Raw genomic sequence first — 25,592 nt, 5'->3', positions numbered from 1 at the left:
AGGCGACGGCCGCCCAAAAGGGGCGGCCGTCGTCGTGCATTGCAGAGTGCTGCGGAGTCAGGGAGCTACATGGCGCGGCTCTTCGACTCCTCCCTTGCATCGCGTCCAAGCCATAGGCCAAGGGCAACCATGGCAACACCGAGAACCAGGTGCAGCCAGTCGTCCGCGGCGTTCATGGGCACGAAGTCAGCGCTCATGTTCGACATGGTGATGAGGCCGTAGATCCACAGGACGAGGTAGATTGCGCCGCCACCAATGAGGTAACCGCGCGCCATCCTTCCAGTCCTCGCGAGGTACAGGCCTGCCGCGCCGAACAGCAAATGGACAATGTTGTGCAGGACGGATACTTGGAAGACTCCAAGAAGCATGGCGCCCGAGTCATGTCCTGCAAAGGCCATGGCGCCGTAGTTGCTGGTGATGCCCGGGATAAATCCCAAGACGCCAACAGCCAGGAAAACCCAGCCCAAACCCAGTGCTGTGTTGTGCAGCGACAGCCCCATCACATGGTGGTGCTGCGCGGGATGTGAAGCAGTGGTCATAGCTCCTCCCGATCACGATTTCGATCGGCCCTTCAAATGGAGGGCCGCATCGCGGCAAGGAGTCGGAACCCTGCCGACGAGGATATCTTACTCCCGAAAACCCGGGAAATAGAGGGGAGGGCGTGGGACAAAGCGCAGCTAGCATGGTTCTGTGATGCCCAATTCTGCAATGCATTATCCTGCGACGGCGGGGCAACCGTGAGTGAGCCATCGATTCCGGGTACTCAAGGAGCGATTTTCGGCGACCCGAGGGACATCACACCGTTCCGTGACGGACATGTCCGCACCTCGGTGAGTGGACTCGCGGAGGGCCTGGGCGGTGCGATTGCCGGCGTCCTGAAGGGAAAGGCCGCTGGCCGGATCGACGTCGACGGGGATGTCCCCAAGCTCAAGCGCTTAGCCGGCAAGACCGCCAAATCCGTGTACGACGCCATCTTTACCAGCACGGAGCCGGACCGCCTCATCACCCTGGCCCGCGCCTACCCGGGCTGGGCCGGGCTTTGCTACGTGCTTGCCGGGCTGCTTGCGTACAAGCACGGCGGATATCTGCGCGCGTCGGAACTGCTGCAGCGGGGCCTGTCCGTACGGATCGACGACGCCGCCAGCCAGTTCTCCGGCAGTTGCCTTGGCAGGGTGGTCACGCGGGTCGAGGTTGCCGAGCGGATTGATGTTCGGGTCTTGTTCAGCGAGGAATCGGTGTTCCTTGCCCTCTCGCACTGTTTTCGGGAGACAGGCCAGACGGCGGAGGCCCTCGACATCCTGGCTAGCCTGCCGCCGTCGTTGCCCACCGCACTGGCCCGCTGCACCGCAGCGGCGGCACTTGAGCGGCACGCCGACGTCGTCAGGTGGACGGACGGGCTCCGCAACGCGGACGACCTCTCGGCGGCGCTCTTGCTGATACGGGCGCAGTCGCTCCGGGCGTTGGGGGAGCGGGCGGCGGCCCAAGCCGCACTCGCCGAGGTGCTCCGGAGGAAGAAGACCAGCCTCGCCCTGCGCAATGACGCACTCACGGACCGGGCCCTGTCGATGCTTGAGGTCAGGCGGACGGCACCCGGCCCGCGCCCGCCGCATCCCCTTGTCATCAAGCGGGCTCAGCGTAAGTCCGAAGGGACCGAGTTGGAGGCGGTGGATGGGATCCGCAGGGACGTCGAGGTGCGCCGGCTGTGGAACAAGGACTTCGGCGAGCCTGGCGGTTAGGCCGGGCGGTTACGACCGAAGCGCGCGAAGGACTCCTCGAACGGAAACGCCCACCGCACCGACAAGTGGCAGCAACATGGCCATCACAACCACGGTGTTCGGCTGGAAAGTCACGCGTCCGCTGGCATTGCGGCCATAGACCCCGACCGGGAGCACAAAACCGCCGCCGCCACCGCCCGCAGCATTGGTTCCATCGCCGCCCCCTCCGAACCCAAAGGACACCAAGGCTACTGGGATCAGTTCTTCTCCGCCGATCTGCAGGGGAGGGCCGTACGCCCTAGATACACCGACCTTCTTGAAGGCCTCCACGAGGGCTGAAAACTCATCGGACATGAAGCCGACGATATGCCGCCCCGCAACAGAACGCCAGAGCGATCTCGCCTGACGCTCGCGTCACCGGAGCAGCGGAAGCAGCTGTTCGCCCATCAGAACGGCCCCGAGCCCCACCATGATGATGCCGCTGCCGAGGGTCACCACGCGTGCGGCGGAAGGCCGGGAATGCAGCAGCTTTCGGGAAGTCATCGCCACCGCCGTGTAGATGATGCCCGCGAACAGCACGAACGTGAGGCCCAGCACTCCAGACTGCACCGGCACCGGCAACGACGCTTCCGGGCTCACGAACTGCGGCACCAGTGCCAGGAAGAACAGCAGGCCCTTGGGGTTGATGCCGCTGGTGCCCATGCCTTGCAGGAAGGTGCGCAACTGGTTTCGGGACTGCCCGACGGCGTCATCCGCGCTGAAGCTTGCGCCGCGCCACGAGCGTATGGTGCTTACGCCGAGCCAGAGCAAATAGGCGGCGCCCGCGATCGTCAGCCAGCCAAGGAGCCCCGGAACGCCGGCTAAAATGGCGGCGAGTCCGGCCGTCAGGAGGGCCGTGTGCAGGACGTATCCAGTGCACAGGCCAGCCACGGCAGGGACGAAGCTGCGCCGCCGCAAGCCAGCAGCGATCGAATATGCCCAATCAACGCCAGGGGTGCAGGCCAAGGTGACGGCGACAATCACGAAGGCGAGGAAGAGGTGGGGATTCATAGTGGCTCCTGGCTGGTGGGTACATCATGAACCTTATGAAAAATCTGCCCATAAGTGTTCCCATATTTAGCCCGGCTTGCCGCTGAGTCGGTAAGATAATTGCGTGATTGATGGAATTGACCGAACTATTTTGCGACACCTCAAAGAGGATGGACGAATGACTGCCACAGCGCTCGCGGCCAAGGTTGGATTGACCGTGGCTCCATGCCATAGACGGCTGCGTGATCTCGAGGCTTCCGGCGTGATTCGGGGTTATCGGGCGGACATCGATCCAGCGGCCATTGGCCTGGGATTCGAGGCGATCGTTTTCGTGACCCTACGCCAGGTGGACCGCACCACCATGTCGGACTTCGAGGACCGCGTGGCGGCTAACCCCAACATTGTCGAAGCACAGCGGCTCTTCGGCTCACCGGACTATTTGCTGCGCGTGATCGCCGCCGACCTCCCGGCCTACCAGCGTTTCTACGACGACCAGCTCACGGCACTTCCCGCCGTCGAGCGCCTCACCTCGACCTTGGTGATGAAGAACCTGAAGTCGAACGCGGGACCGCCGGTCTGAGTTCGGCCTTATTTTGTCGCACCCTCCTGGCAGAGTGTTTCCATGGAAGCGATCGGATACTTCGACACCCGGCAGGGCCTCGCGTCCCGTGGGCTTTTCGGAGTGTCCCGTCATGCCCGTGTTCCACGCTTTGCCGCGGTCCCGGGCGGGCCTCCGGGTGGGCTGGTGTTGGTGGATCCGCACGATGGGGGCGGTCGGCAGGCCGCTTTGGACGGGGCCCTGGTAGCACTGAGGTCGTTGGCGGAAAGGGCGGCCGACGACGTTGGAGTCTTGGGTTTCCAGGAGGCTGTCGCGTTCGCCTCCGGTGTGGAGGAACTCTCCCGCGCCCTGGATTATCTCCAGGTGGTCGCCGCTTCGGGGCTGGACAGGGCACGGAGCGATGAACCCACTACCCAGCCGGGTTGGACAACGGGCTCGGCCTCTCATGCGGATACCGGCTCTGGAGTGGGCTGGACTTCCGAGGCCGCTGCGACTCCTTCCATCCGAGAAACGAGGGGCGTTCGTGGCGGGGAGTTCAGGTCCACGGCCGATCATCTGCGTTCGTTGCTGCGGATCAGTGCCGTCGAGGCCAGGCGTCGGCTCGCCTTGGCTCAGGAGCTGCTACCGAGCCGCGGCCTCACCGGACAAACGGTCCCTCCCCGGCACGAGGAAACGGCCGCGGCGCTGGCAACCGGGGTGATCGGGTCCCGCTCGGCCGGGATCATCACGATAGCCTTGGAGAAAGTGCGTCCGGTTTGCAGCCCGGAGAAGGCTGAGGAGATGGAACACGCCCTGGCCCGCACCGCGGAGGAAAATGATCAGGATTTCCTGGCCCGGGTTGCCCGGCGTTGGGTCGAGGCGATTGACCAGGACGGCCCGGAACCGTCCGAAGAATCCCTCCGCTACCATCAGGGGGCCTTCCTGCGGCGTCCCAAGCACGGGCTGCAGCATGTGGAGATCTTCGCGACCACCGAGCAATACGAACACCTGCTCACGGTCATGAACACCGCCGCCAACCCCCGAACCCGCATACCCCGGGGCGAAGTTCATGCCTCCGTGGAATCATTCGGCCATTCGTCCGACGAGGCATCGGACAATGCTGAGCCGCTGGACCGGCGTTCGAGGGCGCAGAAGCTCCTTGACGGTTTGATCGGCGCCTGCAAGTTCGCCCTGGCCGCAGGGTCCCTGCCCGCCACGGGCGGCCACCGCCCGCAGATCCTGGCCACCATCGACCACCGCGAACTTTTCACCCAATACAGTCGGCATTCGCAGTCCGGACAACGTTCGCAGTCCGGTCAGCGCGCCCTGTTTAACCGCCCCCGGCAGGGCAGGGGCACCGCGTCCTTCACGTTCACCGGGCCCGTCCCGGCAGCCACTTTGCGCAAACTCGCCTGCGACGCGGATATCATCCCCGTGGTCCTGGGCGGCGAAGGCCAAGTGCTGGACACCGGACGGGCCTCAAGGATCTTCCCGCCGCACATCCGCAAAGCCATCACAGCGCGGGACAAAGGCTGCGCTTTCCCCGAATGCACCATGCCGGCACCGTGGTGCGAGGCCCACCACATCGAGTACTGGTCCCGGGGCGGACCCACCAGCACAGCCAACGGGACGTTGCTCTGCAGCCATCATCATCACCTGATCCACAAGGAAGACTGGCGCATCCAGGTCCGCAACGGGATCCCTTGGTTCATCCCGCCACCCCACACTGACCCGCATCGGAAACCCCGAAGAAACCACTACTTCCAGGTATGACCCCGAAATGGGCCGTGTCCTTCACGTCGGGGTCCTGCACGTCGGGAGTGCGCAACGCCGGAGACGGGTGCTGAGTTCGGCGAGGTGCCTCAGTTCTCCAGCAACCCCGTGGTCCGGTACGGAATCACCTCGCGTAGGAACATGCTTGTGGACGTGCGCACGATTCCGGGGCACAGCCTGATCTCTTCGGACACGCGGTATAGATCGTCTGGGCTTGTGGCGACCACGCGGATGATGAGGTCGGTGTCGCCGGCTGGAGCATGGCATTCGAGGACCTCGGGGATGTTGCGCAGGGCTGCGATCGCCTCGTTCAGCCGGCTCTGATCCAACTCCGCGCTCACCGCTGCCGCAACGCCCCGGCCCAATGCGGAAGGCAGCACGCGGCTGCTGTTCGGACGCAAAGCGCCCGACGCCGTCATGCGCTCCAGGCGCGACTGGACTGTCCCGCGCGCCAAACCCAAGCGCTGGGCGAGGACCATGATCGGCACCCGGGGGTCGTCGTCGAGCGCGGCAAGGATGCGCTTGTCTGTTGAGTCCAATTCCTGCACGGCTATCGCTTTCTGCCTAATCGCCGACGGTTCAGCTGGTCAGAATGTCCAACCGAATCCCATTCTCCCGCACAATCCCTGCCGGGCGGCCCACCAGCGGGACCAGGTCGCCCGCAAACCATGGTTGCGAATCATTTACATGCCCGTAACGGGAAACCCTTGACTGTGTGAACTTAACGCTTCTCATATGTGATGGACATCTCAAATGATTCACGCAAAGAACGCAAGGAACTGAAACCATGGGACTTCTGGACGGCAAGCTCGCGATCATCACCGGCGCCGGGACCGGCATGGGACGCTCGACGGCGGCCACGCGTTCGCCCGCGCCGCGGACATCACCTCCAAAGAAGATGTGGACGCGCTGCTTGAGTGGATCCACGCGAACCTCGGCCAGGTGGACATCCTGGTCAATAACGCAGGCAGCGCCAGCAAGGTCCTCAACGTCCGCTGGATCAGCTCGCTCGCAGCCGTGAACCCCAACCTGCTTGGGGGCGCCGCGTATGGCGCAGCGAAGGCCGCGGTCCGGAACTTCATGACCTACCTTCATAACACCTTCCGTAACGACGGACTGCGGGCGGTGACCATCCTGCCCGGTGAAACGGCGACTCCTATCTTGGACAACCGTGCCCGGCCGCCCCGCGCGGAGGAACGCGATGCCATGGTGCAGCCCGAGGACGTGGCCCGAGCCATCCACCTCGTGGCGACGCTGCCGCAGCGCACCGTGGTCCAGGAATTGGTCATCGCCCCTACCATCCAGCGGGACACCTCAGGTGACATCGAGATCAGCCGCTGGGCCGGAGCGCCCGCCGGCCAATCACCGGCAGTTCGGGCGTCGCAGCGATGAAACCCCGCAGATTCTACGCACCGTCCCCGCGAGCGGCTACGAACCCGCCCGCCGCCAGAACAACCTCAGCGACCACCCAGATCAGTACCCTCATGACACTCGAGCCAGCCACCGCCGTCGCCGATTTCCAGCCCTCCGAAGCTGTGCAGCGCATCCAGCGCACATCGCTGCGCGTGCAGCAGCCCCAATGCAAGGGCGATCTCGTCTCCTTGGCCATGGGCGAGCCGGACTTCGATACCCCGGCCCAGGTTCGAGCAGCAGCCGCCCGCGCCCTCGAGGACGGCTTCGGCGGAGTGGCCAGCCCCGGGGACGTGCTTATCACCCAGGGCGGCACGGCCGGCCTGTCCGCGGCGATCCTCGGCGTCGTCAACCCCGGCGACAAAGTGGTCATCCCGGACCCCACTTGTTCCCTGTACGCGGACCTCGTCAGCATGGCCGGAGGAATCACCGTACCCGTGCCGCTGGCCGATGACCTGCACTGGGACCTCGAGGCGCTGGCCACCGCGCTTGAGGGTGCCAAAATGTTCGTCTTCTGCAACCCATCCAACCCGACCGGCATCGTGCACTCCCGCCGCGAGCTCGAAGCCCTCGCGGACATGGTGGCCGGAACCGACACCTTGATTCTTTCCGACGAGGCCTACAGTGATCTCGTCTACACACCCGAACCCTTCACCTCGGCGCTGGAAATCGAAGCCTTGGCCGGCCGGACCATCTACTGCCAGACCTTCTCCAAGAGCTACGCCATGACCGGCTGGAGGGTGGGCTACCTCTGGGGCCCGTCTGATGTCATCGCCTCCGCGGCCCGGGTCCACAACACCTTCAACGGCTCCATGAACCAGGCCGTGCAATACGCGGCGCTCACCGCGCTGAAGACGTGCGGACCGGACATCGAACGCATGCATGCCTCCTATGCCCTGCGCCGAGAACTCATGGCGAGCGGCCTCCAGCAGATTCCCGGCCTGACGGTCAGCTCGCCGGAAGGCGCGTTCTACCTTTTCCCGAAGTACGACGTCGAGCTCCCGGCAGCCGCGATGGTGGCGCACCTTCGCAACCACGGCGTGGCTGTTCGTCCCGGCAGCGAGTTCGGCCGGAATGGTGAGTACCACCTGCGCCTGTCCTATGCTGCCAGCTCGGCGGCGATCACCGCCGGTGTGGAGCGGCTGGCGGCCGGACTGGCAGAGCTCCGGTGAGTGCCGCAGACGTCGTCAGCGTAGCGCCTGCCGCTCAGGCGCTACGCTGGAATCTGACACGGAAGGGGGCGCCCATGCGCAGCGACACCCAACGCAACCGCCGCCAGCTGGTTCGGGCCGCCGGGAAGCTCTTCGCCAAGGCCAAGGGCCCGGTGAGTATGACGGACATCGCCCGTGAAGCCGAGATCTCCCCGGCAACGGCCTATCGCCATTTCGCCTCGGTGGAGGATGTGCTGGCCGCGTTCCGCTTTGGTGTTGGCGAGAAGCTGCGCGATTTCAGCGTTGCCCAGACCACGTCCGGAGTGGAACTGCTGGAGAGCGTCAGCCGGCATTGGGTGGGACTGGTCATCAAGCATGGCGGTTCCATGGTCCACACCCGCTCTGGCGAGGGGTATCTGGCCCGTCTTCGCTCCGGTGCGTACTACTTGACCATCCAGGCCGAGGCTTTGGAGCGGCCACTCCGGGAGGCCTGTGAGGAACTCGGCCTCCCGCCCCTGGGGGACGAGGCCATGTTCCTGTGGAACATCCTCTTTGACCCCCGTGAAATTTTCGATTTGCTCAACACGGTCGGCCTGGACAAGGACCAAGTGTCCATCAAACTCTGCGCTGCGCTTCGGGGAGCCATGGCTGCCTGGGCCGCTGCGGAGCCAACTTCGGCAAAGTGACCATCGACTGTCTACCTTCCGCCAGGGAATTGGTCAGATTGACCAATGACGATTGAGTCCGTTGCCCCAGTTGTAGTTTTCCTGTTGAAATAGTGACAACGAAAGGGAATGGCTACCGCCGGACCCTCAGGCTACGGATCCCCCGGCACACCACCCGGCCACCCGAAACACCGTCCCGCAAAGACGCAGCCGCTGATTGACTCTTGTTCACGCATCGTCTTTCCGCACTCCGCCAGCCCAGCGCCGGCACCACCTAAGAGCCCCTGAGCCACCGAACGCGTTGCGGTAGCTGAGGGGCTCTTGTGCTGGATCCTGCAGGCCCGGCCGGCTGCGCATAGTCTTGTGCCATGACTTCCGCTGGCCGCTTCGCCCCGAGCCCCTCCGGCGAGCTTCACGTGGGCAATCTGCGCACCGCCATGCTCGCGTGGCTCTTCGCCCGCTCCACGGGCCGCGACTTCCTGCTGCGCGTCGAGGACCTCGACCGTGCGCGGGCCGGTGCCGAGGAAGTCCAGCTCCGGGACCTGGAAGCCGTAGGCGTGACGTGGGACGGCGCCGTCGTTCGCCAGGCAGACCGTGCCGTGCTGTACAACGGCGCGATCGAGTGGCTCAACGACGCGGGGCTGACGTACGAATGCTTCTGCACTCGGCGCGAGATCCAGGAAGCCCCGTCCGCGCCCCATGCTCCGCAAGGCGCCTATCCGGGGACGTGCAGGAACCTTTCGACGGCGGAGCTTGAGATCCGCCGGGCCTCGCGCCCGGCTGCCATCCGGCTCCGCTCCGAAGCCCAGGAATGGACTGTGGAGGACAAGTTGCACGGGCTCTATACGGGTGCCGTGGATGACTTTGTGCTCCGACGGAACGATGGCGTCACGGCCTACAATTTGGCGGTGGTGGTGGATGACGGGGAGCAAGGCGTGGATCAGGTGGTCCGCGGCGACGACCTCCTGTCCTCCACACCCCGCCAGGCCTATCTGGCCTCCTTGCTGGGGTTGCCCGATCCGGAATATGCCCACGTTCCCCTGGTGCTGAACCGCGACGGCGCCCGGTTGGCCAAGCGCGACGGTGCGGTGACGCTAGGCGACCTTGCCGCCGTCGGACTGTCCGCCACGGAGGTGCGGGACATGATTTTGGAATCGCTCGGCTTGCCGGGAGGGCCGCTTGGCGATGCCTTGGATAGATTTGATCCGGCCCGATTGCCACGCGGACCATGGATATGGAATGGCATTCAGCAATCAACCCTCCGGAAAGGGGCCTAAGTGCTCGCCTATGTGCTGACCCGCTACGGCGGTGCGGACGCAATGGAGCTTCAGGACGTCCCCAGACCGGTTGCCGGTGCGGGCGAGGTCCTGATCAGGGTGTTTGCCGCGGGGCTCAATCCTGTGGACTACAAGCAGCGTGAAGGCGCGGTCCGGGTGATCACCAGGCCGAGGTTGCCTTTGGTGGCCGGCAGTGAGCTGGCAGGGATCGTTGAAGCCGTGGGACCCGGCGTCACGCGCTTTTCCACGGGAGACCGGGTGTTTGCCCGGGTGGATAAAGCCCTGCTTGGCGCCTTTGCCGAGCACGCGGCGGTCCATGAGGATCTTGTGGCTCTCATGCCGAGGTCGCTCAGCTACACCGAGGCCGCGAGCCTTCCGCTGGCCGGCCTCACCGCCTTGCAGGCACTACGCGACGAACTCAAGGTCAAGCCCGGAACCAAGCTCTTCATCTCCGGAGGCGCAGGCGGAGTGGGGACCCTCGCCATTCAACTGGCCAAGTACTTCGGCGCCGAGGTGACCACCACTGCGTCTCCCCGTGGAGAAGAGCTGGTTCGGCGGCTCGGGGCGGACGCCGTCGTCGACTACACGAAGGAAAATCTGGCCGAAGTCCTGAGTGGCTTCGACGCTGCCCTGGACCTGGTGGGCGGGGAGACACTGGAGCAGACGTTCAAGATCCTCAAGCCGGGCGGCAAAGTGGTCAGCATCGCGGGCATGCCCGAGCCGCAGACAGCTTTGAAGGACCTTGACGCCCCGGCTTGGATGACCGTGCTGTTCTGGGCCATCAGCCTTGGGATACGTGGCCGCGCCCGCGATGCGAAGGTGCGGTACCGCTACCTGTTCATGCACCCCAGCGGCGAGGACCTGAAATTCCTGGCACGCCTGGTGTCCGAAGGAAAGCTGGAACCGGTGGTAGACAGCAGCTACCCGCTCGAAAAGATCGCCGACGCCTTCGCCGCACTGGAGCAGGGACGCGCCAAAGGCAAGATCGTGGTGACCATGGACACCCGCGGCTGGGCCCACTCTGCCGGGTTCCCTGGCCGAGCGTAGCGAGGCTAGGGGGCAGAAGGGACTAGGCTGTCCGGGTGGATGCACAGACGATTGCCCCCGGATTCGAACCAGTCGCCGAACTCTTTGGCCGATACCTCAGCGAGGACCCGGAATATTCAGCCCAACTCGCGGCCTACCATCGCGGCGTCAAAGTTTTAGATATCAGCGGCGGACCCCACCGCCGCCCGGATTCGGTAACCGGTGTCTTCTCTTGCTCCAAGGGCGTGTCGGGGCTGGTCATTGCGCTGCTGGTCCAGGAAGGCCGCCTGGATCTCGACGCCGAGGTGGTCAAGTACTGGCCGGAATTCGGAGTCGAAGGAAAAGCCACGATTACCGTGGCCCAACTGCTTTCGCACCAGGCAGGACTGCTGGGCGTTGAAGGCGGCCTTACTATGGCGGAATACAACAACTCCGAACTGGCCGCCGCCAAACTCGCGCAGATGCGGCCACTCTGGAAGCCCGGGACCGCTTTTGGATACCACGCGCTGACCATCGGCGTCTTCATGGAGGAGCTGTGCCGCCGGATCACGGGGTCGACGCTCCAGGAAATCTACGAGCAGCGGATCCGCTCCGTGACGGGCGCCCACTTCTTCCTGGGGCTTCCTGATTCCGAGGAATCCCGCTATGCCACGCTACGCTGGGTTGCCGACCAGTCCGCTCCGTGGACCGACCCTGCCAGCCATTTCGGCCTGTCGGCCAATTCGGTGGTGGGTGACATCCTGGACCTGCCCAACATCCGCGAGGTCCGGGCAGCGGGCCTGAGTTCCGCCGCCGGCGTTGCCAGCGCCGAAGGCATGGCCCGCGTCTACGCCGCGGCGCTCACGGGACTTGCCCCCGACGGCGACCGTCCCGCCGTCGCGCCCCTCCTCAGCGAAGAGACCATCCAAACCGTCACTGCCGAACAAGTCTTCGGCATAGACCGGGTATTCGGCGAGACCAGCTGCTTTGGGACGGTGTTCATGAAATCGCATGCACGCTCGCCGTACGGCAGCTACCGGGCGTTCGGGCACGACGGCGCCAGCGCATCGTTGGGGTTCGCCGACCCCGTGTATGAACTCGCTTTCGGGTACGTGCCGCAGCAGGCCGAGCCGGGCGGCGCTGGTTGCCGTAACCTTGAGCTGAGCGCCGCCGTGCGGAAGGCAGTCGCCGAACTGGCCCGGAAGGATGAAAAATGACCTTCACCGTTGAAACAGCCATGGTCCTTGCCGAAGTGGCGCACAACCGCCAGAAGGACAAACTGAAGCGGCCCCACCGTGAACACGTGTTGACCGCAGGAGATGCGCTCGCCGATTTCGACGACGACATCCGGATCGCAGGTTACCTGCACGACATCGCCAAGGACACGCCCATCACTAGACAGGCGTTGCTTGAGATGGGTGTTTCCGAGCGTGCCGTGGGCATCATCGAGAGGGTAACCCGCCGTTTCCAGGATGACCCGGACAGTGATGAGGCTGTCATTCTGCACATCGCGGAGGATCACGACGCTACCTTGGTCAAGATCGCCTGCAACGCCCACAGCTCCTTACGGGAGCGGGTACGGGCGCTTGCCGAGAAGTGGCCTGATAAGGCCCCTAATACTCGCTACGCGGACGCGCGGAAAGTGCTTTATCAAGCCGTGCCACGGGGAGAAATCCACCTGATCCTCCAACGCATCAACCCGGATCTTCTCCCCGAACTGGATCAGCTGGGGGACTAGTACCTCGACTCGTCTAGGACGTCTCGGCTGCCTACGGCTTTGTCGGGCCATCCTGCGTCGGCTTGGCAGCGGCCGCAACGTCCCGGGTAACGGATGCGGTGACTTCCGCGAGAATCCGCTCGTGGATCTGGCCCGTGAGCTCGTGAATCGCACGCGTGAGATCGGTGTTCTCCTCGAGCAACTGCTCCTGGGCGTTGTAGTCATGGTCTGCCTTGACCTGCTGGAAAACCGCTTGGCGGTTCTGGCCGATCATGACGAAGGTTGAGAGGAAGATCGCTTCGAGCGAGACGATCAGTGTCAACGTCGGCCACGGACTCTGTTCGAACACAAGCATCCACACGGCGAAAAGCAGTATATGCAAGTAGACGAAGTTCATCGATCCGGCGAAGGCTGTGATTGCATCCGCGACTCGAAGCTGAATGCTTGCGGCCCGGCGCTCGGCCTCCGCCAGGACCGACGGATGCAGCTTCGACCGTTCGCTCTGAGAGAGCAACCGCGTAGGTCTCAGATACGAGCGCGAATGCGGAGCGGCGCCCGTTGTGGACATCGATAGGGTTCCGGTCTGTTGCTGTGTCATGCGTTCAATCCCTTGGCCCGCGGCGAGCCGATCCCGCCTCTGGGAGCGAGCCTAGCGTCGCCACACGCGCGAACCTAGGATTGAACGGCGATTCGGCTCGGGTCCGAGTTACCCGCCCATCAACCTTCGCCGATGCTTGAGCTCTTTGACCCAGTCCCTGGTCTGGATCGGCCCGAAGGGTGAGGCTCCGGCGTCGAGGTCTGTGATCAGCGGACCCGACGCCTTGAGGGCGAGTTCCAGGACTCCCTCCGCCGCGCGCCCTGTCAACCCTAGTTTTCCGGCCCAGGCGAGGAAGTGTTTGCGGGAGATGCCGATCTTTTTCCCGCCGATGCCTAGCGCGAGGGTCTTGTCCCCGTAGACCACGGTGGAAGGGATGTCGTAGACGGGGGCGATTGTGTACTCGCCCAGCGGTGACTGCACCCCTGACTGTGACTGAACTATGGACACATTCTTGGCATGGAGGTCGCCGTTACCGCTGAGCCAAGCGAACGCGAGCTGGAGGGCAAGGTTCCGCAAGGCCGGCAGGGGTGCGGAACAATGGGCTGCCAACGCGGCGCACACCTCGCCAAAAGGCACGCTGTACTTGTCCGCCGGATACAGTCCCAGCACTTGGGCCCCGTCCTCGACGGCGAGACGCACCGGAGTGCCGTCAGTTCCGGTGAGGCGATCGAAACGCTCAACGAGCAGCCCGGCCCGCCCGCCGACGTCGTGCACTAACTGGACGTTGCTCACCGGAATCCGCAACTTGCGCGCATAACGGAACATGAGGAACTCGTTTTCCACCACGAACGGGAACTCGGGCGCGTTGAGTTTGAGTATGAAGCGCTTGCCCGCTTGCGCCACCGGGAGCGAGATCATCCCGGCCGACAACTTGTCCTGCACACCCGCCAGTGCTACGGGATCGATGAGGCCCGAATCGCCGAGCAGCGCGTCGAAGTCGAGGGGCAGCTTCGAATCGAGCACGACGGCGGAGCCCCCTTCCGTGGGCGGCTCGCCGTGGGGGACGGTCTGGACATCACCGACGGCGTCTCCTCCTGCGCCCATTAGGAGCGCGAGCTCGTCGTCGGCGCTGGCTTTGACCGCCCGGCGCAGGGAGTTCAGGCGGCGGCCTTCCGGGAGGAGTCCGGTGAAATAGGGCGGAACGGCGCCGCTCGGCGTGAACACGGCCTGGTTCGTCAGCGGGAGCGTTGTGGCAACAGCAGGGCCGCCCGATTCGAGGTACCGCGGCAAATAGCTGAACTTGGTGCCGCCTTCATGCCGCTCGATGCGGGCAGCCAGGACGCCTTGCTTATAGACGTCGGCGATGCGGTGGAATGTCATGACTGGCTGTATGCAGTCTGGCGGCTCGCGGCCTTCACCGTGAGTTCAAGGCCCAGCGTGCCAAGCACAGCCAAGAGTGGTTCCAACTGGACCGTGGCCTTCCCTTGCTCCACGAAACGGACGAAACGCTCCGAGACGCCAGCGAGGTCAGCGAGATCGGACTGGCTCAGGCTGAGCGATGCACGGCGGGCACGGACCTTGGCGCCCAGGGACTCGGTGAATTCCTTGGGGGACATGTCCACCCTTCCTCGTCTTCTGTGGGCATGCGCGTGCGGCGCATCCGGTACGTTCGTGCCGGTTTCACCATTTTCCGCCCCTCCGGGGTTCAGATCAAGGGGTGGTGGCCGCGAATCGGTACGTTCGTGCCGGTGCTAATGCCTAGTTTGCGAGAGCCCCAGGGTTTCTCTTGGCCCACCACAGCAGCCCAATGTACGTCAGGTCGAACACGCTGCAGAGGCCACCGATGCCCAGAATGAACAGTGAATTCTCGAGGACGCCGAAGGTGATGGTGGGCGCGAGGGTCCCGATCCACTTCGCCACGGCGATCAGCATGGATTGGCCTCGCAGGCTGCGGCGGGTGACGAACATGGCAATGAACAGGCCGGACATCAGGAGATTCTGCAGGAAAGCGGCGTACCGGGATGCGGGATCCCAATCGAACTCGGCGATGAACAGCCACTGCACGGCGAAAGCTGCAAGGCCCAGCAGGACCGCCCATCCGATGAACAGTGGCCGCGTGACAAATCCGGGAAGTTCCCGCCTGCCGAACCGAAGGAACGTGTAGACAATTATGACGTCGGCCAGCGCCCAGGCAATGTTGATGACTCCCTGCACGGAGAGTCTCGTGCTGAGCGAATGCACCGCGTAGATGGCCTCCCACGCGATGTTCAGCCCCAGGGCTGCCGCCGGGATCGCGTAGCTCTTGTCGCGAAATCCGACCAGGATCGCGCAAACGTAGACCGCGGTCCACGCGACGCCGCTCAGGATCGTCAGAAACAGGGTCATTGTTCCTCCTCGTCCTCAGGCACCCCGCCCATTTCGCCGGAAGCCCTCCCGTTCGCCGGAATCTTCCGGCGAGCCCGCACGCTTCCGGCGAATTGGCGGGCGGGCGGCCGAACCGCGATTGACTACACGCGACCCAGCACGTCGATGTCCTCGAGGAAGCCCTGGTGGACCTCGTCGCTGACCGTAGTGCGGGTATCGGCGATTGCGTCGAGATAGTCCTGCGTGACCGGTCCCTTGCGACCGTTCGACGTCGGTGCGGAGCCCCCGGCGGAGGCACCGTCGTCGTAAACTGCTTTTTCCAAAGCGCGCTGGGAGGCGCTGCGCGCCGCGTACTCAATGTCAGCAGGAGAGAAGCCCTCTGTCCTCGACACCAGCAACGCGACATCCACGGAATCCACCACCGTGGCCGGGATGAATCGCTGCCACATAGCCTCGCGGGCATGGACGTCGGGCAGGCCGATGGGGATCACGTAGTCGAAGCGGCCGTGGCGCAAGAAGGCAGTGTCCAGGGCGCGGATGAAGTTGGTGGCGCACACCAGCAGGCGGCCGGGCTGTTCACGGAAGGCGGGGATGATCTTGAGGAGCTCGTTGGTGACACCCTGCAGGGGCGACGGCGGCTCACCGGACCGCTGGGACGCGATTTCCTCCACCTCGTCGATAAAGACGACGGCGTGCTCCAGTTCCGCGATCTCCAGGAACGTCTCGCGCAACGCGCCCGCCAAGCCCTTGGGATCCGCGGCCAGGCGCGAGGGGAAGACTTCCACGAAAGGCCACTCAAGGCGCGACGCAATGGCTTTGGCGAACGTCGTCTTGCCGGTCCCTGGAGGACCGAAGAGCACGACGGCGCGCGGCGGCACCACGCCGTACTCGTCGGCGAGATCGGCCTCGGCCAGCGGCAGGACAAGCCGGCGTTCCAGCAGTTCCTTTTCGCGCCGCATGCCGGCGACGTTTTCCCACAGGTCTCGGGCAAGGATCCGGCCGCCCAGCAGGCTCAGGGGCTCCAGTTCTTGGCGCTGCACCGGAATGGTCCGCTCGAAGTAGCGCAGGTTTTTCTTCACCACGAAGCCGCGGCCTAGGAACGCTTCCACGCGGGTTTCGCTTTCCGGCATCAGGGCCGAGAGCTTGTTGAGGCCATGCGGAGCCATCCGATTCTCGACGGCGGCCAGCAGTGAAGTGCCGATCCCGCGGCCGCGGAACTCGGGCAGCGTGGCCAGGAAGACGATCCAGCCTTGGTCGTGGGCCGCGCGTCCGACGGCGGCGCCCACCACCTGGTCGCCCTGCACGGCCACGACGGCGTGATCCTTCTCGCACGAGGCGAGGACCTCGGAGAGCGCATAGACCGGCTCAACATTGTCCGCTTTGAGCGACTCCCAAAGGTGCAGGATGCCGTCCATATCCGACGAGTGGAAGTCCCTGATGCGCCAATTGCTCATGCCCTGCTCCTTGGTGGATCGCCATCGATTGCCTGGTGTTGAGCATAGGCGAACAGGTGGCGGCGCGGGGTTGCGAGGGCGTTGCGTTACGTTGCCAGGTGGAACTCTTTGCGCTGGCGGCCGAGCCCGCCTATTTCAACCTCAACAACGTCCCCTGACCGGATATACGGGAAGCGGCCGGACAAAGCCACACCTTCCGGCGTGCCCGTGATGATGACGTCTCCAGGCTCCAGCAGCATGTGCTGGCTCACGTGGTGGACAAGCGTGGCAGGATCGAAAATCAGGTCCGCGGTGGTGGAGTCCTGGCGAGCCTCGCCATTCACCCAGGTGCGCAGGCGCAATGCAGCTGCGTCTATCTCGCCAGCAGGAACCAGCCACGGCCCCAGTGGAGTGGATTGCGGGAGAGTCTTGCCCTTGGTCCATTGCCCGGCGGCGCCGGGGAGCTGCAGTTCACGTTCGGACAGGTCGTTGGCAAGAACGTACCCAGCGATGCACACCGCCGCTTCGTCCAGGTCTGCCAGGTAGGTGGCTTCCCGTCCGATGACGATCCCGAGTTCCACTTCCCAGTCGTACTTCTTCGACGAAGGCGGAATGGGGGCCGCGTCGAATGGTCCCGTCACTGTGTTGGAGGGCTTCAGGAAGACGACTGGCACTTCGGGCGGTGTGGCTCCGGACTCTGCGGCGTGTGCCGCGTAGTTCAGGCCGATCCCGACGACGGCCCCTGGCCGGGCAATCGGGGCGCCGACGCGCAGCCCTTCAGCTTGAACGGCGGGCAACCTTCCGGCGTCGAGCGCTTCCTGCGTACTGGCGATACCGCCGCCGGCGAGGAAGACGCCGTCGATGTCAGCAGTTAGTGGGCGCAGATCGAAGTACCGTTCGGTGCCTTCAGCGTCTGTGGCTATGACCACCGGCTGCTCCTGGCCGGCCGGTCCTAAACGGGCAAATTTCACGTGCATTCTCTCCTTTGAGCTGCGGGGTGTCCTTCTTCCATAGTGCCACCGGGATTCAAATCGGCCTGGTCACATTTCGCGGGATATGGGGGCTCGGCGCACGTTGGGGACTTAGCGCACGACGGCGGCCGGCACCTTCAGTGGGAAGGCGCCGGCCGCCGTCGGGCACTGAGTGCTGGAACCCTAGATCCTGTCCTCTGAACCGGCAACCGGCAGGTTGGCGACCACGGGCGAACTGCCGGTGAAACCGTCGCGGGCTGCGGCGAGCTCGTGGATTTGCTTGCGGCACAGGTACCAACCGACCACCATGAGGGCGCAAGCAATTGCCGTGACCAACATGGTGAGCGGGGAGTCGATGAACACCATGACCAGCACGCCCACCAGGAACAGCAGCGAAAGGTAACCGGTGTAGGGGGCGCCGAACATCCGGAAGGACGGACGTTTCAGCCAACCCTTGTCCGCCCATCGCTTGAGCTGCATCTGGCACAGGACAATCGTGGCCCAGGTGACGACGATGCCCACCGAGGCGACGTTCAGGACGATCTCGAAGGCATCGGCCGGGACCAGGTAGTTCAGCGGGACGCCGAGCAACGAGACGCCGGCAGTGATGGCGATGCCGCCGTAGGGGACACCGGCCTTGTTCATGCGCTGGGCGAACTTCGGAGCCGAACCTGCCACGGACATGGAGCGCAGGATGCGGCCGGTGGAGTACAACCCGGCGTTCAGCGAGGACAGCGCGGCCGTGAGGACCACGAGGTTCATGATCACGTCCACGGCCTGGATGCCGATGTGGCCGAAGAACGTCACGAACGGACTGACACCCTTGACATATGAGGTGTACGGCAGCAGCAGGGCCAACAGGATGACGGAGCCGACGTAGAAGACGGCGATGCGGAAGACCACGGAGTTGATGGCCTTGGGCATGATCTTCTCGGGGTTCTCGGTTTCACCAGCTGCGGTGCCCACGAGCTCGATCGAAGCGTAAGCGAACAGCACGCCCTGCATGAGGATGATCATGGGCAGCAGGCCGTTGGGGAAGATGCCGCCGTGGTCCGTGAGGAGGCTGAAGCCGACCTCTTGGCCCGGTACCGGGGTGCCGAAGATGACGAAGAAGGTGCCAACCACGAGGAACGCCGCCAGCGCGGCCACCTTGATGAGCGCGAAGTAGAACTCCATCTCGCCGAACACCTTGACGGAAACCAGGTTCAGGCTCAGGACAACCACAAGGGCGATCAGGGCCCAGGCCCACTGCGGAATGACGCCCATCCACGGCACATATTTGCCGAAGAAGTTCATGTAAAGGGCCGCTGCGGTGATATCCACGATGGTGGTGGTGGCCCAGTTGATCCAGTAGAACCAGCCGGAGACAAACGCAGCCTTCTCGCCGAAGAACTCGCGGGCGTAGGAGACGAAGGAGCCCGACGACGGGCGGTGCAGCACGAGTTCGCCGAGGGCACGCAGGATCAGGAAGGCGAAGAATCCGCAGACCGCATATGCGATGACGAGGGAGGGGCCCGCGGCGTTGAGGCGGCCGCCGGCACCCAGGAACAGGCCGGTGCCAATGGCACCGCCGATCGCGATCATCTGGATCTGACGCGGCTTCAGGCTCTTGTGATAGCCCTTGTCCTCGGCATGAAGGAGCTTTTCAGTGGCGTGCGCCTGTGGCGGGACCGTGTGGTCCGTGATGGGTGCATTGGTCATGGGAATCCTTAGGGGGGTGTCCTGTTGGGGGTCCGGATCTCGCCGTCCGGCCTGTATGTTCGGGCGCTCAGGCCCGACGGCGGCTGGTGAGTGCCGCCGTCGTCGCTTGGTAGGCGACTCAGCCTATTTGCTGAGGTTTGCCAGGCGTTCGGGGCGGAGGAGCTCATCGAGCTGCCCCGAGGTCAGCAATCCGTGTTCAAGAACCAGTTCGGCCACACCTTTGCCGCTTGCCAGCGCTTCTTGGGCGATGGCGGTTGCAGAGGCGTATCCGATGTGCGGATTGAGGGCCGTGACGAGTCCAATCGACTGCTCTACGGTGAGGCGCAGCCGCTCGGTGTTCGCGGTGATGCCCCGGATGCAGCGCGACGTGAGTGTGCGGCACGCGGCTTCCAGGTGGGAGATGCTCTTGTGGAGGCTGTGGACGATAATCGGCTCGAAGGCGTTCAGCTGGAGCTGGCCCGCTTCGGCTGCCATGGTGACAGTGACATCGTTGCCGATGACTTCATAGGCCACTTGGCTGACCACTTCCGGGATCACCGGATTGATCTTGCCTGGCATGATGGACGATCCCGACTGCACAGCCGGGAGGGTGATCTCGCCCAGTCCCGCACGCGGTCCGGAGGACAGCAAGCGGAGATCGTTGCAAATCTTGGAAAGCTTGACGGCGACGCGCTTGAGCACGCCCGAGAGGTGGACGAACGCGCCCACATCCTGGGTGGCCTCGATGAGGTCGACGGAGGTGACCAGCGGCAGGCCGGTGATCTCGGCGAGGTGCCTGCAGGCTGCCTCGGCGTAGCCAAGCGGGGCATTCAGGCCGGTGCCGATGGCGGTGGCGCCAAGGTTGATCTCGTGGATCAGCAGCTGGGATTCGGCCAGTCGTGCCCGGTCCTCGCCCACAGTCACGGCGTAGCCGCCGAATTCCTGGCCGAGGGTCATGGGGACGGCGTCCTGCAGCTGGGTCCGGCCCATCTTGACCACCGTGCGGAATTCCTCGCCCTTCTCCGCGAAGGCGACCTGGAGTTCCTGAAGTGCCACAAGAAGGCCTTGAACCGAGAAGATGGTGGCCAGGTTGACGGCCGTGGGATACACGTCGTTGGTGGACTGGCTCAGGTTGACGTGGTCGTTCGGGTGCAGCCTGGCGTAGTCGCCCTTAGGGTGGCCGAGGATTTCGAGGGCGCGGTTGGCGATGACCTCGTTCGCGTTCATGTTGGAGCTGGTGCCGGCGCCACCCTGGATGACGTCCACCATGAACTGCTCGTGGAGCTTGCCGTCCATGATGTCCTGGCAGGCTTGCTCGATCGCGTCAGCCCGCTCGTCATCCAGGAGGCCAAGTTCGCGGTTGGTGCGCGCAGCGGCAAGCTTCACCGCTGCGAGGCCCTTGACGAGATTGGCGTTGCTGGCCAACGGCTGGCCGGTGATGGGGAAGTTCTCGATGGCACGCAGCGTGTGCACACCCCAGTAGGCATCAGCAGGGACGTCGCGGTCACCGAGAAGATCGTGTTCGGAGCGGAACGGGCGTGCGTGATTGACGGTTGTCATTGCTGTCCTTAGGTCTTCTGTGCTTGTTTGACTGCGTCAGTAGGATTCGAGGAAGTTCGCGGCACGCAGCACACCCACAGGGTGGCCGCCGCCCAACACGGGTGGGCTTGCAAGCGCCGCGAGCTGGCCGCCGTCGAGCCCCAAGGCTTCGAGGACGCGCACGGTGACGGGCATGCGGGCGCGGTCGCCGCCGTCAGAGATCTTGATGGCGACGCCGGTGCCGTTCCGCAGGCCGATGAGCTGGAGGCCTTCGAAGCCGTCCTTCGCGAGCAGGCCGGGAATGGTGCGCATGATCGCCGTGACGTCGCGGCCCTCTCCGGCCACCATCTCGGGGTATGCGCGCATGGCGTGGGCTACTTGGCCTGCTGCTCCGTCGTTGTCCGCCGCCGCCAAGCGGCTGTACGCCCGGGCCATGCCGTGCAGGCTGTGGGCGAAGAGCGGGGTGCCGCAACCGTCCGTGCTGACGGCGGCCGCATCTTCGCCGGTGAGCTCGGTGATGGTGTCCTTCACGAGCATCTGGAGGGGATGCTCGGGGTCCAGGTAGCCCTGGACAGGCCAACCGTTGATCACGCACGTGGCGGCCATGGAGGCGTGTTTGCCGGAACAGTTCTGCGCGAGTTGCGTGGGCTTGCCACCGGCGCGGAGCCATTCTTCGCGCTCGGCGGTGCCGTACGGAAGGTCGGTGCTGTTTTCCAACGCGCCTTTGTCCAGGCCGTGCATTTCAAGGATTTTCGCGGCGCCGTCGAGGTGCATTGCAGCGCCGGAGTGGCTTGCCGCGGTGAGGGCCAGGAGGTTCTCCGGAAGCCTGAGCCCAGCGCGGACCATGGCGACTGCCTGCATCGGTTTGAGGGAGGACCGTGGGTAGAACGCGGCGTCGGGTTCGCCCGCCTCAAGCAGCGTCTCGCCGTCGGGTCCGACGGCGATGAGGGATCCGTAGTGGATGCTCTCGACCAGGCCGTCCCGGGTCTGTTCCACCAGCGGGACATGGCGCGGGGTTGCTGGAATGGTGGGTTTAGGCTCTGTGTTTTGTGGCACAGTGTTGCGCGTTGCATGCGGGGTGGGCATGGCTTCCTTCAGTTGGTGGATCATTTGCTGAGGATGGTGTCCAAGGCAACGCTGACGGCGCTGAGATGGTCGGCCATCGCTGCTTCGGCGGCTGCAGAGTCGCCGGATTCGATGGCTTCGACAATGCGGAGGTGCTCATCGTCGGAAACATGCTGGCGGTCGGCCACCATGTTCAGGGTTTCGGATTGGTGGGCCAACGCGTCGCGAATGTCCGCGACGACGCTTTCAAAGACCTTGTTGCCGCTGGCGCGGGCGATGACGGAGTGGAAACTGGCGTCGAGGCTGACCCAGGTCTCGGGGTCGGTCTCGGAGAGCATTGACGCCACGATCTCCTTGAGGTGTTCAAGATCTTCCGGGCTGCGGCGTTTCGCGGCCAAGCCGGCTGCGGGGACTTCGATGTGTGGGCGGGCCTCGTTCAGGTCCCGCGCCGAATACTGGCCGAGCGTGAGGTCATTTGCCACCCTGTCTGCGACGACGAACGTCCCTTTGCCTGTCTTCGTGACAGTCAGTCCGAGCGCATTGCAGGAACGGAGGGCTTCACGAATGACCGAGCGACTTACTCCGTACTGCGCGGCCAAGGCGGCCTCGGAGTTGAGCTTGGCGCCCACTTCCACAGTTCCGTCTTCGATGTCCTTGCGAATGGCACCGAAGACGGACTCCGCGGCGCTGAAACGGGCGAGGGGCCGAGGGTTTGATGGCGTGGGTGCTTGGGCCGGCCGGGGGACGGCGCCGCTTGTGGCGGTGCGCTGGCCGGCCGCAGCTTTCTGGCTGGTGGCTGGCTGTCCAGTGACGGCCTGTCCGGCTGTCCGGCTGTCTGACAGGTTCACGATTAAGAATATGGCATGGGTCACAGGGCGGTGTCAACGTGGGGCTGGGATTGTGAAGGTGGGGCTGGTGGGTCGATTCACTCGGTAGTCACGTGTCTCCGTTAGGGCTTCCCGCGATGGCACGAGCGCAAAGGGGTGGGCCTTCGGCTTAAATGCTGAACGCCCCAGATTTAATTGTCTGATGCTCTTATGATGTCGAGTGGGTTGATTTCTAGGGGTAAAACCGGGCATAGTCTTAATTGTTATGACTATCCTGGCGAAAATCCTTATGCGATGAAGCCCATCGAGTTTCCCGACTTCCTGTTCAGTTCCCCGCTGGCCAAGGCCATCATCGAGCTTGAACGGATACGTAGTGACATGGGCGACGGAACGACTCATCCTGCGGTCTTTTCGCAGTTGAAGGATGTCTTCCAGCTGATGTCGAACATCATGAGCGCGCGTATCGAAGGGAACCGCACATCGATTGTCGACGCCGTGGCAGGTGTGGAACGAGCCGATCGCTATGGCGACGTGCAGCAAAATGATGGTGTCCAAGAGATCGTCCAGCTGCAAGAGGCAACGGCCTTCGTGGATGCAACGGTGAGCCCGGGAACCATGCTGACACACGGACTGGTTCGGGAGATCCATCGAATATCGGTTGCAGGGCTGGAGCGTGAGGGTGATCGCACGCCTGGCGCCTACCGCCTGAGCGATGTCACCATCAGCGGATCCGCCCATCGCCCGCCCGCTCCGGGTGATGTCCACAGTGACATGACTTCACTCCTGGATTTCATCAACGCAGATGTCGAGCAGAACTTCGAACTGTTGAAGATTGCGTTGGCCCACCACCGCTTCGTGTGGATTCATCCATTTGGCAACGGGAACGGGCGCGTTGGAAGACTCCTCACGTATGCGGCGATGAGGCGACACGGGTTCTCCGATGCCGCCGGCTACCGCGGGCTGAACCCTACTGCTGTGTTTGGCCAGAACAGAAGTCTCTACTACGAACGTCTCGAAGATGCTGATTCGCTAGAGCCTGCGGCGCTCATTCGGTGGTCTACCTATGTTCTGGAGGGACTCCTGGCCGACATGAGGAAACTTTCGATGCTGGGGACCCAAGGTTTCGTAATCGACGAGCTTCTACTGCCCGCTTTGCGTAGAGGACTGCAGTCAGCGCGGTTTACGGAGAATGAAGCAAGGGCCCTGTTCATCGTCGCGGAGAAGGGGGAGGCCAAGGCCTCTGACCTTGAATCCGCTTTCCCGGGTTCGGCTGCAACACGTAGCCAGAACATCCGGAAGCTCCTTGATCGAGGCGTCATCGAGCCGATTGGCGACGGTAGGAGGATTTACCGCCTCCGCCTGGTGCCGAGTGAGTTGACACCGTTGCTGACATGGCGCCTCGATCAGATGGGATTCCTGCCTCAGATACTGAGAGACACTCAATAGGCCAACCGGTCGAACCCGCATTCGTGAGGCGAATGAACTGTTGCCGGAGCATAATTGCATCCATGGCCAACCGTCCGCGCGGGCGATGGGATTCAACGATGCGGACAGCGCCGCCTGTCACCGTGGAGGTGCCGGTCCTGGGCATTGGCTCGGGTCCATCCGCCTACGAAGAACTGGGCAGCTACGTCTGGGCACTGCGTAGGTTCCGCGGGCTCCATATGACACTGCTGCACCTTGGCGTCGTGGAGGACTTTTGCGCGGATGTGGCTGTTTGGACCAAGGGCAACACCAGTCCTGAGTCGGCCATGGGCCGGACGGTTTCCTGGTTGGAAAGGTTGCCTGTGCTCGAAGCCTTTTCCGGGAGCGCCGAAAGGCTGATCGTATTGGGCGCAGGTGGGGTAGCCGGGCTGGAGATAGACCTACCCGCTTCGGTGCATGAATTTCAGGTCTCCCTGGTGCATGCCCTCCACGAACTTTTGGACGAACTGCTGGTGGACAACATCGACGACTTCATCCTCAGCTCCCCAGCCCTTGGATTCCGCTCACCCCGATGGGTACCCCATGTGGCTGTGGGCAGGCCAAAGTATCATAGCCGCGGGCCTTGGGAGATCGCTCGGGTCGGAGTCGATTTCGGGGAATCGCGGATCAGGAACCGCCAATTCCTCCCTCAATTGCCGTAGTGGTATCTGCGCGCGGCGATAAGCACCGCGATACGATCATCGGCTTCGATCGCGCACGTAGGTGCCTTCTCCGCCCCGCCTCTATAGGTGCTGGATCCCCGCGCGCTGCATGGCGTCCCGGTAGATCTCGATGTTCTTGGCCAGGAGTTCCTGCTGCTTCGTCTCGGACAGGGCAAACGCCCGTCCGCCAAGCGCGCTTGCCTTGTAGACCTTGATTCCGTGCTGCCGGAGCGGCGAATGGTAGGTCTTCTCGTAGAGGGCCAGGAATGCCGCAGCCTCTGCGCCATGCGCGACGATCGCGGAGACCCTCTTGTTGATCTTGAGGAACTGGCGGAACGGGCGGAGTCCGTCGGTCTTCTCCTGCGCGCTCAGTGCTGGCGGCAGGTCGGGGTCGCGGACCCACGGGTAGGAGTTCCACGGCATGACATAACGCACGTCCAATTCTGCCGAGTCATAGATCAGCTGAGCACGGCGGGCGGCATCGTCGTCGTTGAGGTGCGAAACGAATCCCGAGGCGGTGCCTTTGCCCGGGCTCGTATGGAGGGTGACAATCCGGCACTCATCTTCGTCATGCACAGGATCGATGTAAGGCACGGAGGAACCTGGCCTTTTGGCCATCAGTTCGTCGCACAGCTGCGTCACGGCAGCAATATTGGGCTCCTGTAGCAAGGCCCTTTTTTCGTCCCAGTCAATGGTCACGTTCTCTCCTTCGGCAGCGCGGCGTCCAGAATCGGCGTCTCTTGCCACTTTACGCGGTCGCTTTGCGCGT

The 25,592-nt window shown here is 63.9% G+C and carries 27 protein-coding genes; 12 read left to right on the top strand and 15 right to left on the bottom strand.

What is annotated here, in order from left to right; translation table 11 throughout:
* Positions 1–65: 65 nt before the first annotated feature.
* Positions 66–539 (bottom strand): DUF4383 domain-containing protein, encoded by a 474-nt coding sequence (locus OOZ51_RS10515; protein ID WP_265979443.1) that lies wholly within the window; start codon positions 537–539, stop codon positions 66–68.
* Between the two features lie 198 nt (positions 540–737).
* Between OOZ51_RS10515 and OOZ51_RS10510 the strand changes: the two genes are divergently transcribed.
* Positions 738–1,736: a hypothetical protein gene (locus tag OOZ51_RS10510; RefSeq protein WP_265979442.1), complete on the top strand. Its 999-nt coding sequence runs from the start codon at positions 738–740 to the stop codon at positions 1,734–1,736.
* A 9-nt stretch (positions 1,737–1,745) separates the two neighbouring features.
* On the opposite strand, the gene OOZ51_RS10505 is transcribed toward OOZ51_RS10510, so the two are convergent.
* Together OOZ51_RS10505 and OOZ51_RS10500 are read right to left on the bottom strand one after the other, a co-directional pair.
* Entirely contained in the window at positions 1,746–2,069 is a 324-nt protein-coding gene (locus OOZ51_RS10505; RefSeq protein WP_265979441.1) for a hypothetical protein, read from the bottom strand.
* 60 nt (positions 2,070–2,129) lie between these two features.
* Positions 2,130–2,765 carry a LysE family translocator gene (locus tag OOZ51_RS10500; protein WP_265979440.1) on the bottom strand — a complete coding sequence of 212 codons (636 nt, stop codon included), beginning with the start codon at positions 2,763–2,765 and terminating at the stop codon, positions 2,130–2,132.
* Positions 2,766–2,868: 103 nt separating this feature from the next.
* Here OOZ51_RS10500 and OOZ51_RS10495 point away from each other — a divergent pair, with 103 nt between their 5' ends.
* On the top strand, positions 2,869–3,324 hold the full coding sequence (locus OOZ51_RS10495) for an Lrp/AsnC family transcriptional regulator (protein WP_265979439.1): 456 nt from the start codon (positions 2,869–2,871) through the stop codon (positions 3,322–3,324).
* A 42-nt stretch (positions 3,325–3,366) separates the two neighbouring features.
* Positions 3,367–5,055, top strand: a complete 1,689-nt coding sequence (locus OOZ51_RS10490) for an HNH endonuclease signature motif containing protein (RefSeq protein ID WP_265979438.1) — start codon at positions 3,367–3,369, stop codon at positions 5,053–5,055.
* A gap of 89 nt (positions 5,056–5,144) precedes the next feature.
* Here the strand turns inward: OOZ51_RS10490 and OOZ51_RS10485 are convergent, their stop codons facing one another.
* On the bottom strand, positions 5,145–5,603 hold the full coding sequence (locus OOZ51_RS10485) for an Lrp/AsnC family transcriptional regulator (RefSeq protein WP_265979437.1): 459 nt from the start codon (positions 5,601–5,603) through the stop codon (positions 5,145–5,147).
* Between the two features lie 334 nt (positions 5,604–5,937).
* Between OOZ51_RS10485 and OOZ51_RS10480 the strand changes: the two genes are divergently transcribed.
* The 7 genes from OOZ51_RS10480 to OOZ51_RS10450 all read left to right on the top strand — a co-directional run bounded on the left by OOZ51_RS10480 (position 5,938) and on the right by OOZ51_RS10450 (position 12,301).
* Positions 5,938–6,447: an SDR family NAD(P)-dependent oxidoreductase gene (locus tag OOZ51_RS10480; protein WP_323054736.1), complete on the top strand. Its 510-nt coding sequence runs from the start codon at positions 5,938–5,940 to the stop codon at positions 6,445–6,447.
* A gap of 92 nt (positions 6,448–6,539) precedes the next feature.
* Positions 6,540–7,637: a pyridoxal phosphate-dependent aminotransferase gene (locus tag OOZ51_RS10475; RefSeq protein WP_265979436.1), complete on the top strand. Its 1,098-nt coding sequence runs from the start codon at positions 6,540–6,542 to the stop codon at positions 7,635–7,637.
* Between the two features lie 74 nt (positions 7,638–7,711).
* On the top strand, positions 7,712–8,302 hold the full coding sequence (locus OOZ51_RS10470; protein ID WP_265979434.1) for a TetR/AcrR family transcriptional regulator: 591 nt from the start codon (positions 7,712–7,714) through the stop codon (positions 8,300–8,302).
* A 347-nt stretch (positions 8,303–8,649) separates the two neighbouring features.
* Positions 8,650–9,558, top strand: a complete 909-nt coding sequence (gene gluQRS, locus OOZ51_RS10465; RefSeq protein ID WP_265979433.1) for a tRNA glutamyl-Q(34) synthetase GluQRS — start codon at positions 8,650–8,652, stop codon at positions 9,556–9,558.
* On the top strand, positions 9,559–10,605 hold the full coding sequence (locus tag OOZ51_RS10460; RefSeq protein ID WP_265979432.1) for an NADP-dependent oxidoreductase: 1,047 nt from the start codon (positions 9,559–9,561) through the stop codon (positions 10,603–10,605).
* A gap of 35 nt (positions 10,606–10,640) precedes the next feature.
* A complete protein-coding gene (locus OOZ51_RS10455; RefSeq protein WP_265979431.1) occupies positions 10,641–11,780 on the top strand; it encodes a serine hydrolase domain-containing protein in 1,140 nt (379 codons plus the stop codon).
* Positions 11,777–12,301, top strand: a complete 525-nt coding sequence (locus tag OOZ51_RS10450) for a phosphohydrolase (protein ID WP_265979430.1) — start codon at positions 11,777–11,779, stop codon at positions 12,299–12,301. Before OOZ51_RS10455 ends, OOZ51_RS10450 begins: the two co-directional genes overlap by 4 nt.
* 31 nt (positions 12,302–12,332) lie before the next feature.
* Here the strand turns inward: OOZ51_RS10450 and OOZ51_RS10445 are convergent, their stop codons facing one another.
* The 10 genes from OOZ51_RS10445 to OOZ51_RS10400 all read right to left on the bottom strand — a co-directional run bounded on the left by OOZ51_RS10445 (position 12,333) and on the right by OOZ51_RS10400 (position 22,718).
* Entirely contained in the window at positions 12,333–12,878 is a 546-nt protein-coding gene (locus OOZ51_RS10445; protein WP_265979429.1) for a DUF1003 domain-containing protein, read from the bottom strand.
* A gap of 108 nt (positions 12,879–12,986) precedes the next feature.
* Entirely contained in the window at positions 12,987–14,198 is a 1,212-nt protein-coding gene (locus OOZ51_RS10440) for a type II toxin-antitoxin system HipA family toxin (protein ID WP_265979428.1), read from the bottom strand.
* Positions 14,195–14,434, bottom strand: coding sequence for a helix-turn-helix transcriptional regulator (locus OOZ51_RS10435; RefSeq protein WP_265979427.1), 240 nt, complete (start codon positions 14,432–14,434; stop codon positions 14,195–14,197). Before OOZ51_RS10435 ends, OOZ51_RS10440 begins: the two co-directional genes overlap by 4 nt.
* Before the next feature lie 142 nt (positions 14,435–14,576).
* Positions 14,577–15,203 (bottom strand): transmembrane-type terpene cyclase, encoded by a 627-nt coding sequence (locus OOZ51_RS10430; RefSeq protein WP_265979426.1) that lies wholly within the window; start codon positions 15,201–15,203, stop codon positions 14,577–14,579.
* A gap of 122 nt (positions 15,204–15,325) precedes the next feature.
* The gene (locus OOZ51_RS10425; RefSeq protein WP_265979425.1) at positions 15,326–16,636 is read right to left on the bottom strand and encodes an ATP-binding protein; all 1,311 of its coding nucleotides are present in this window, start codon (positions 16,634–16,636) and stop codon (positions 15,326–15,328) included.
* 86 nt (positions 16,637–16,722) lie between these two features.
* Complete coding sequence (locus tag OOZ51_RS10420) at positions 16,723–17,592, bottom strand: fumarylacetoacetate hydrolase family protein (protein WP_265979424.1); 870 nt, start codon at positions 17,590–17,592, stop codon at positions 16,723–16,725.
* Between the two features lie 177 nt (positions 17,593–17,769).
* The gene (locus OOZ51_RS10415) at positions 17,770–19,287 is read right to left on the bottom strand and encodes an amino acid permease (RefSeq protein WP_265979423.1); all 1,518 of its coding nucleotides are present in this window, start codon (positions 19,285–19,287) and stop codon (positions 17,770–17,772) included.
* Between the two features lie 123 nt (positions 19,288–19,410).
* Positions 19,411–20,826 (bottom strand): aspartate ammonia-lyase, encoded by a 1,416-nt coding sequence (locus OOZ51_RS10410; protein ID WP_265979422.1) that lies wholly within the window; start codon positions 20,824–20,826, stop codon positions 19,411–19,413.
* A 36-nt stretch (positions 20,827–20,862) separates the two neighbouring features.
* Positions 20,863–21,891 carry an asparaginase gene (locus OOZ51_RS10405; RefSeq protein WP_265979421.1) on the bottom strand — a complete coding sequence of 343 codons (1,029 nt, stop codon included), beginning with the start codon at positions 21,889–21,891 and terminating at the stop codon, positions 20,863–20,865.
* A gap of 20 nt (positions 21,892–21,911) precedes the next feature.
* Positions 21,912–22,718, bottom strand: coding sequence for a FadR/GntR family transcriptional regulator (locus OOZ51_RS10400; protein ID WP_265979420.1), 807 nt, complete (start codon positions 22,716–22,718; stop codon positions 21,912–21,914).
* Between the two features lie 174 nt (positions 22,719–22,892).
* Here OOZ51_RS10400 and OOZ51_RS10395 point away from each other — a divergent pair, with 174 nt between their 5' ends.
* Entirely contained in the window at positions 22,893–24,143 is a 1,251-nt protein-coding gene (locus tag OOZ51_RS10395) for a Fic family protein (protein ID WP_265979419.1), read from the top strand.
* Between the two features lie 98 nt (positions 24,144–24,241).
* Positions 24,242–24,823: a hypothetical protein gene (locus OOZ51_RS10390; protein WP_265979418.1), complete on the top strand. Its 582-nt coding sequence runs from the start codon at positions 24,242–24,244 to the stop codon at positions 24,821–24,823.
* Positions 24,824–24,904: 81 nt separating this feature from the next.
* Here the strand turns inward: OOZ51_RS10390 and OOZ51_RS10385 are convergent, their stop codons facing one another.
* The gene (locus OOZ51_RS10385; RefSeq protein ID WP_265979417.1) at positions 24,905–25,522 is read right to left on the bottom strand and encodes a uracil-DNA glycosylase family protein; all 618 of its coding nucleotides are present in this window, start codon (positions 25,520–25,522) and stop codon (positions 24,905–24,907) included.
* Between the last annotated feature and the right edge of the window lie 70 nt (positions 25,523–25,592).

Origin of the sequence: Arthrobacter rhizophilus (genome assembly GCF_026241105.1) — a bacterium.
Classification (GTDB): Bacteria; Actinomycetota; Actinomycetes; order Actinomycetales; family Micrococcaceae; genus Arthrobacter.
The sequence above is the reverse complement of the archived record's forward strand: the minus strand, read 5'-3'. Positions and strand labels throughout refer to the sequence as shown.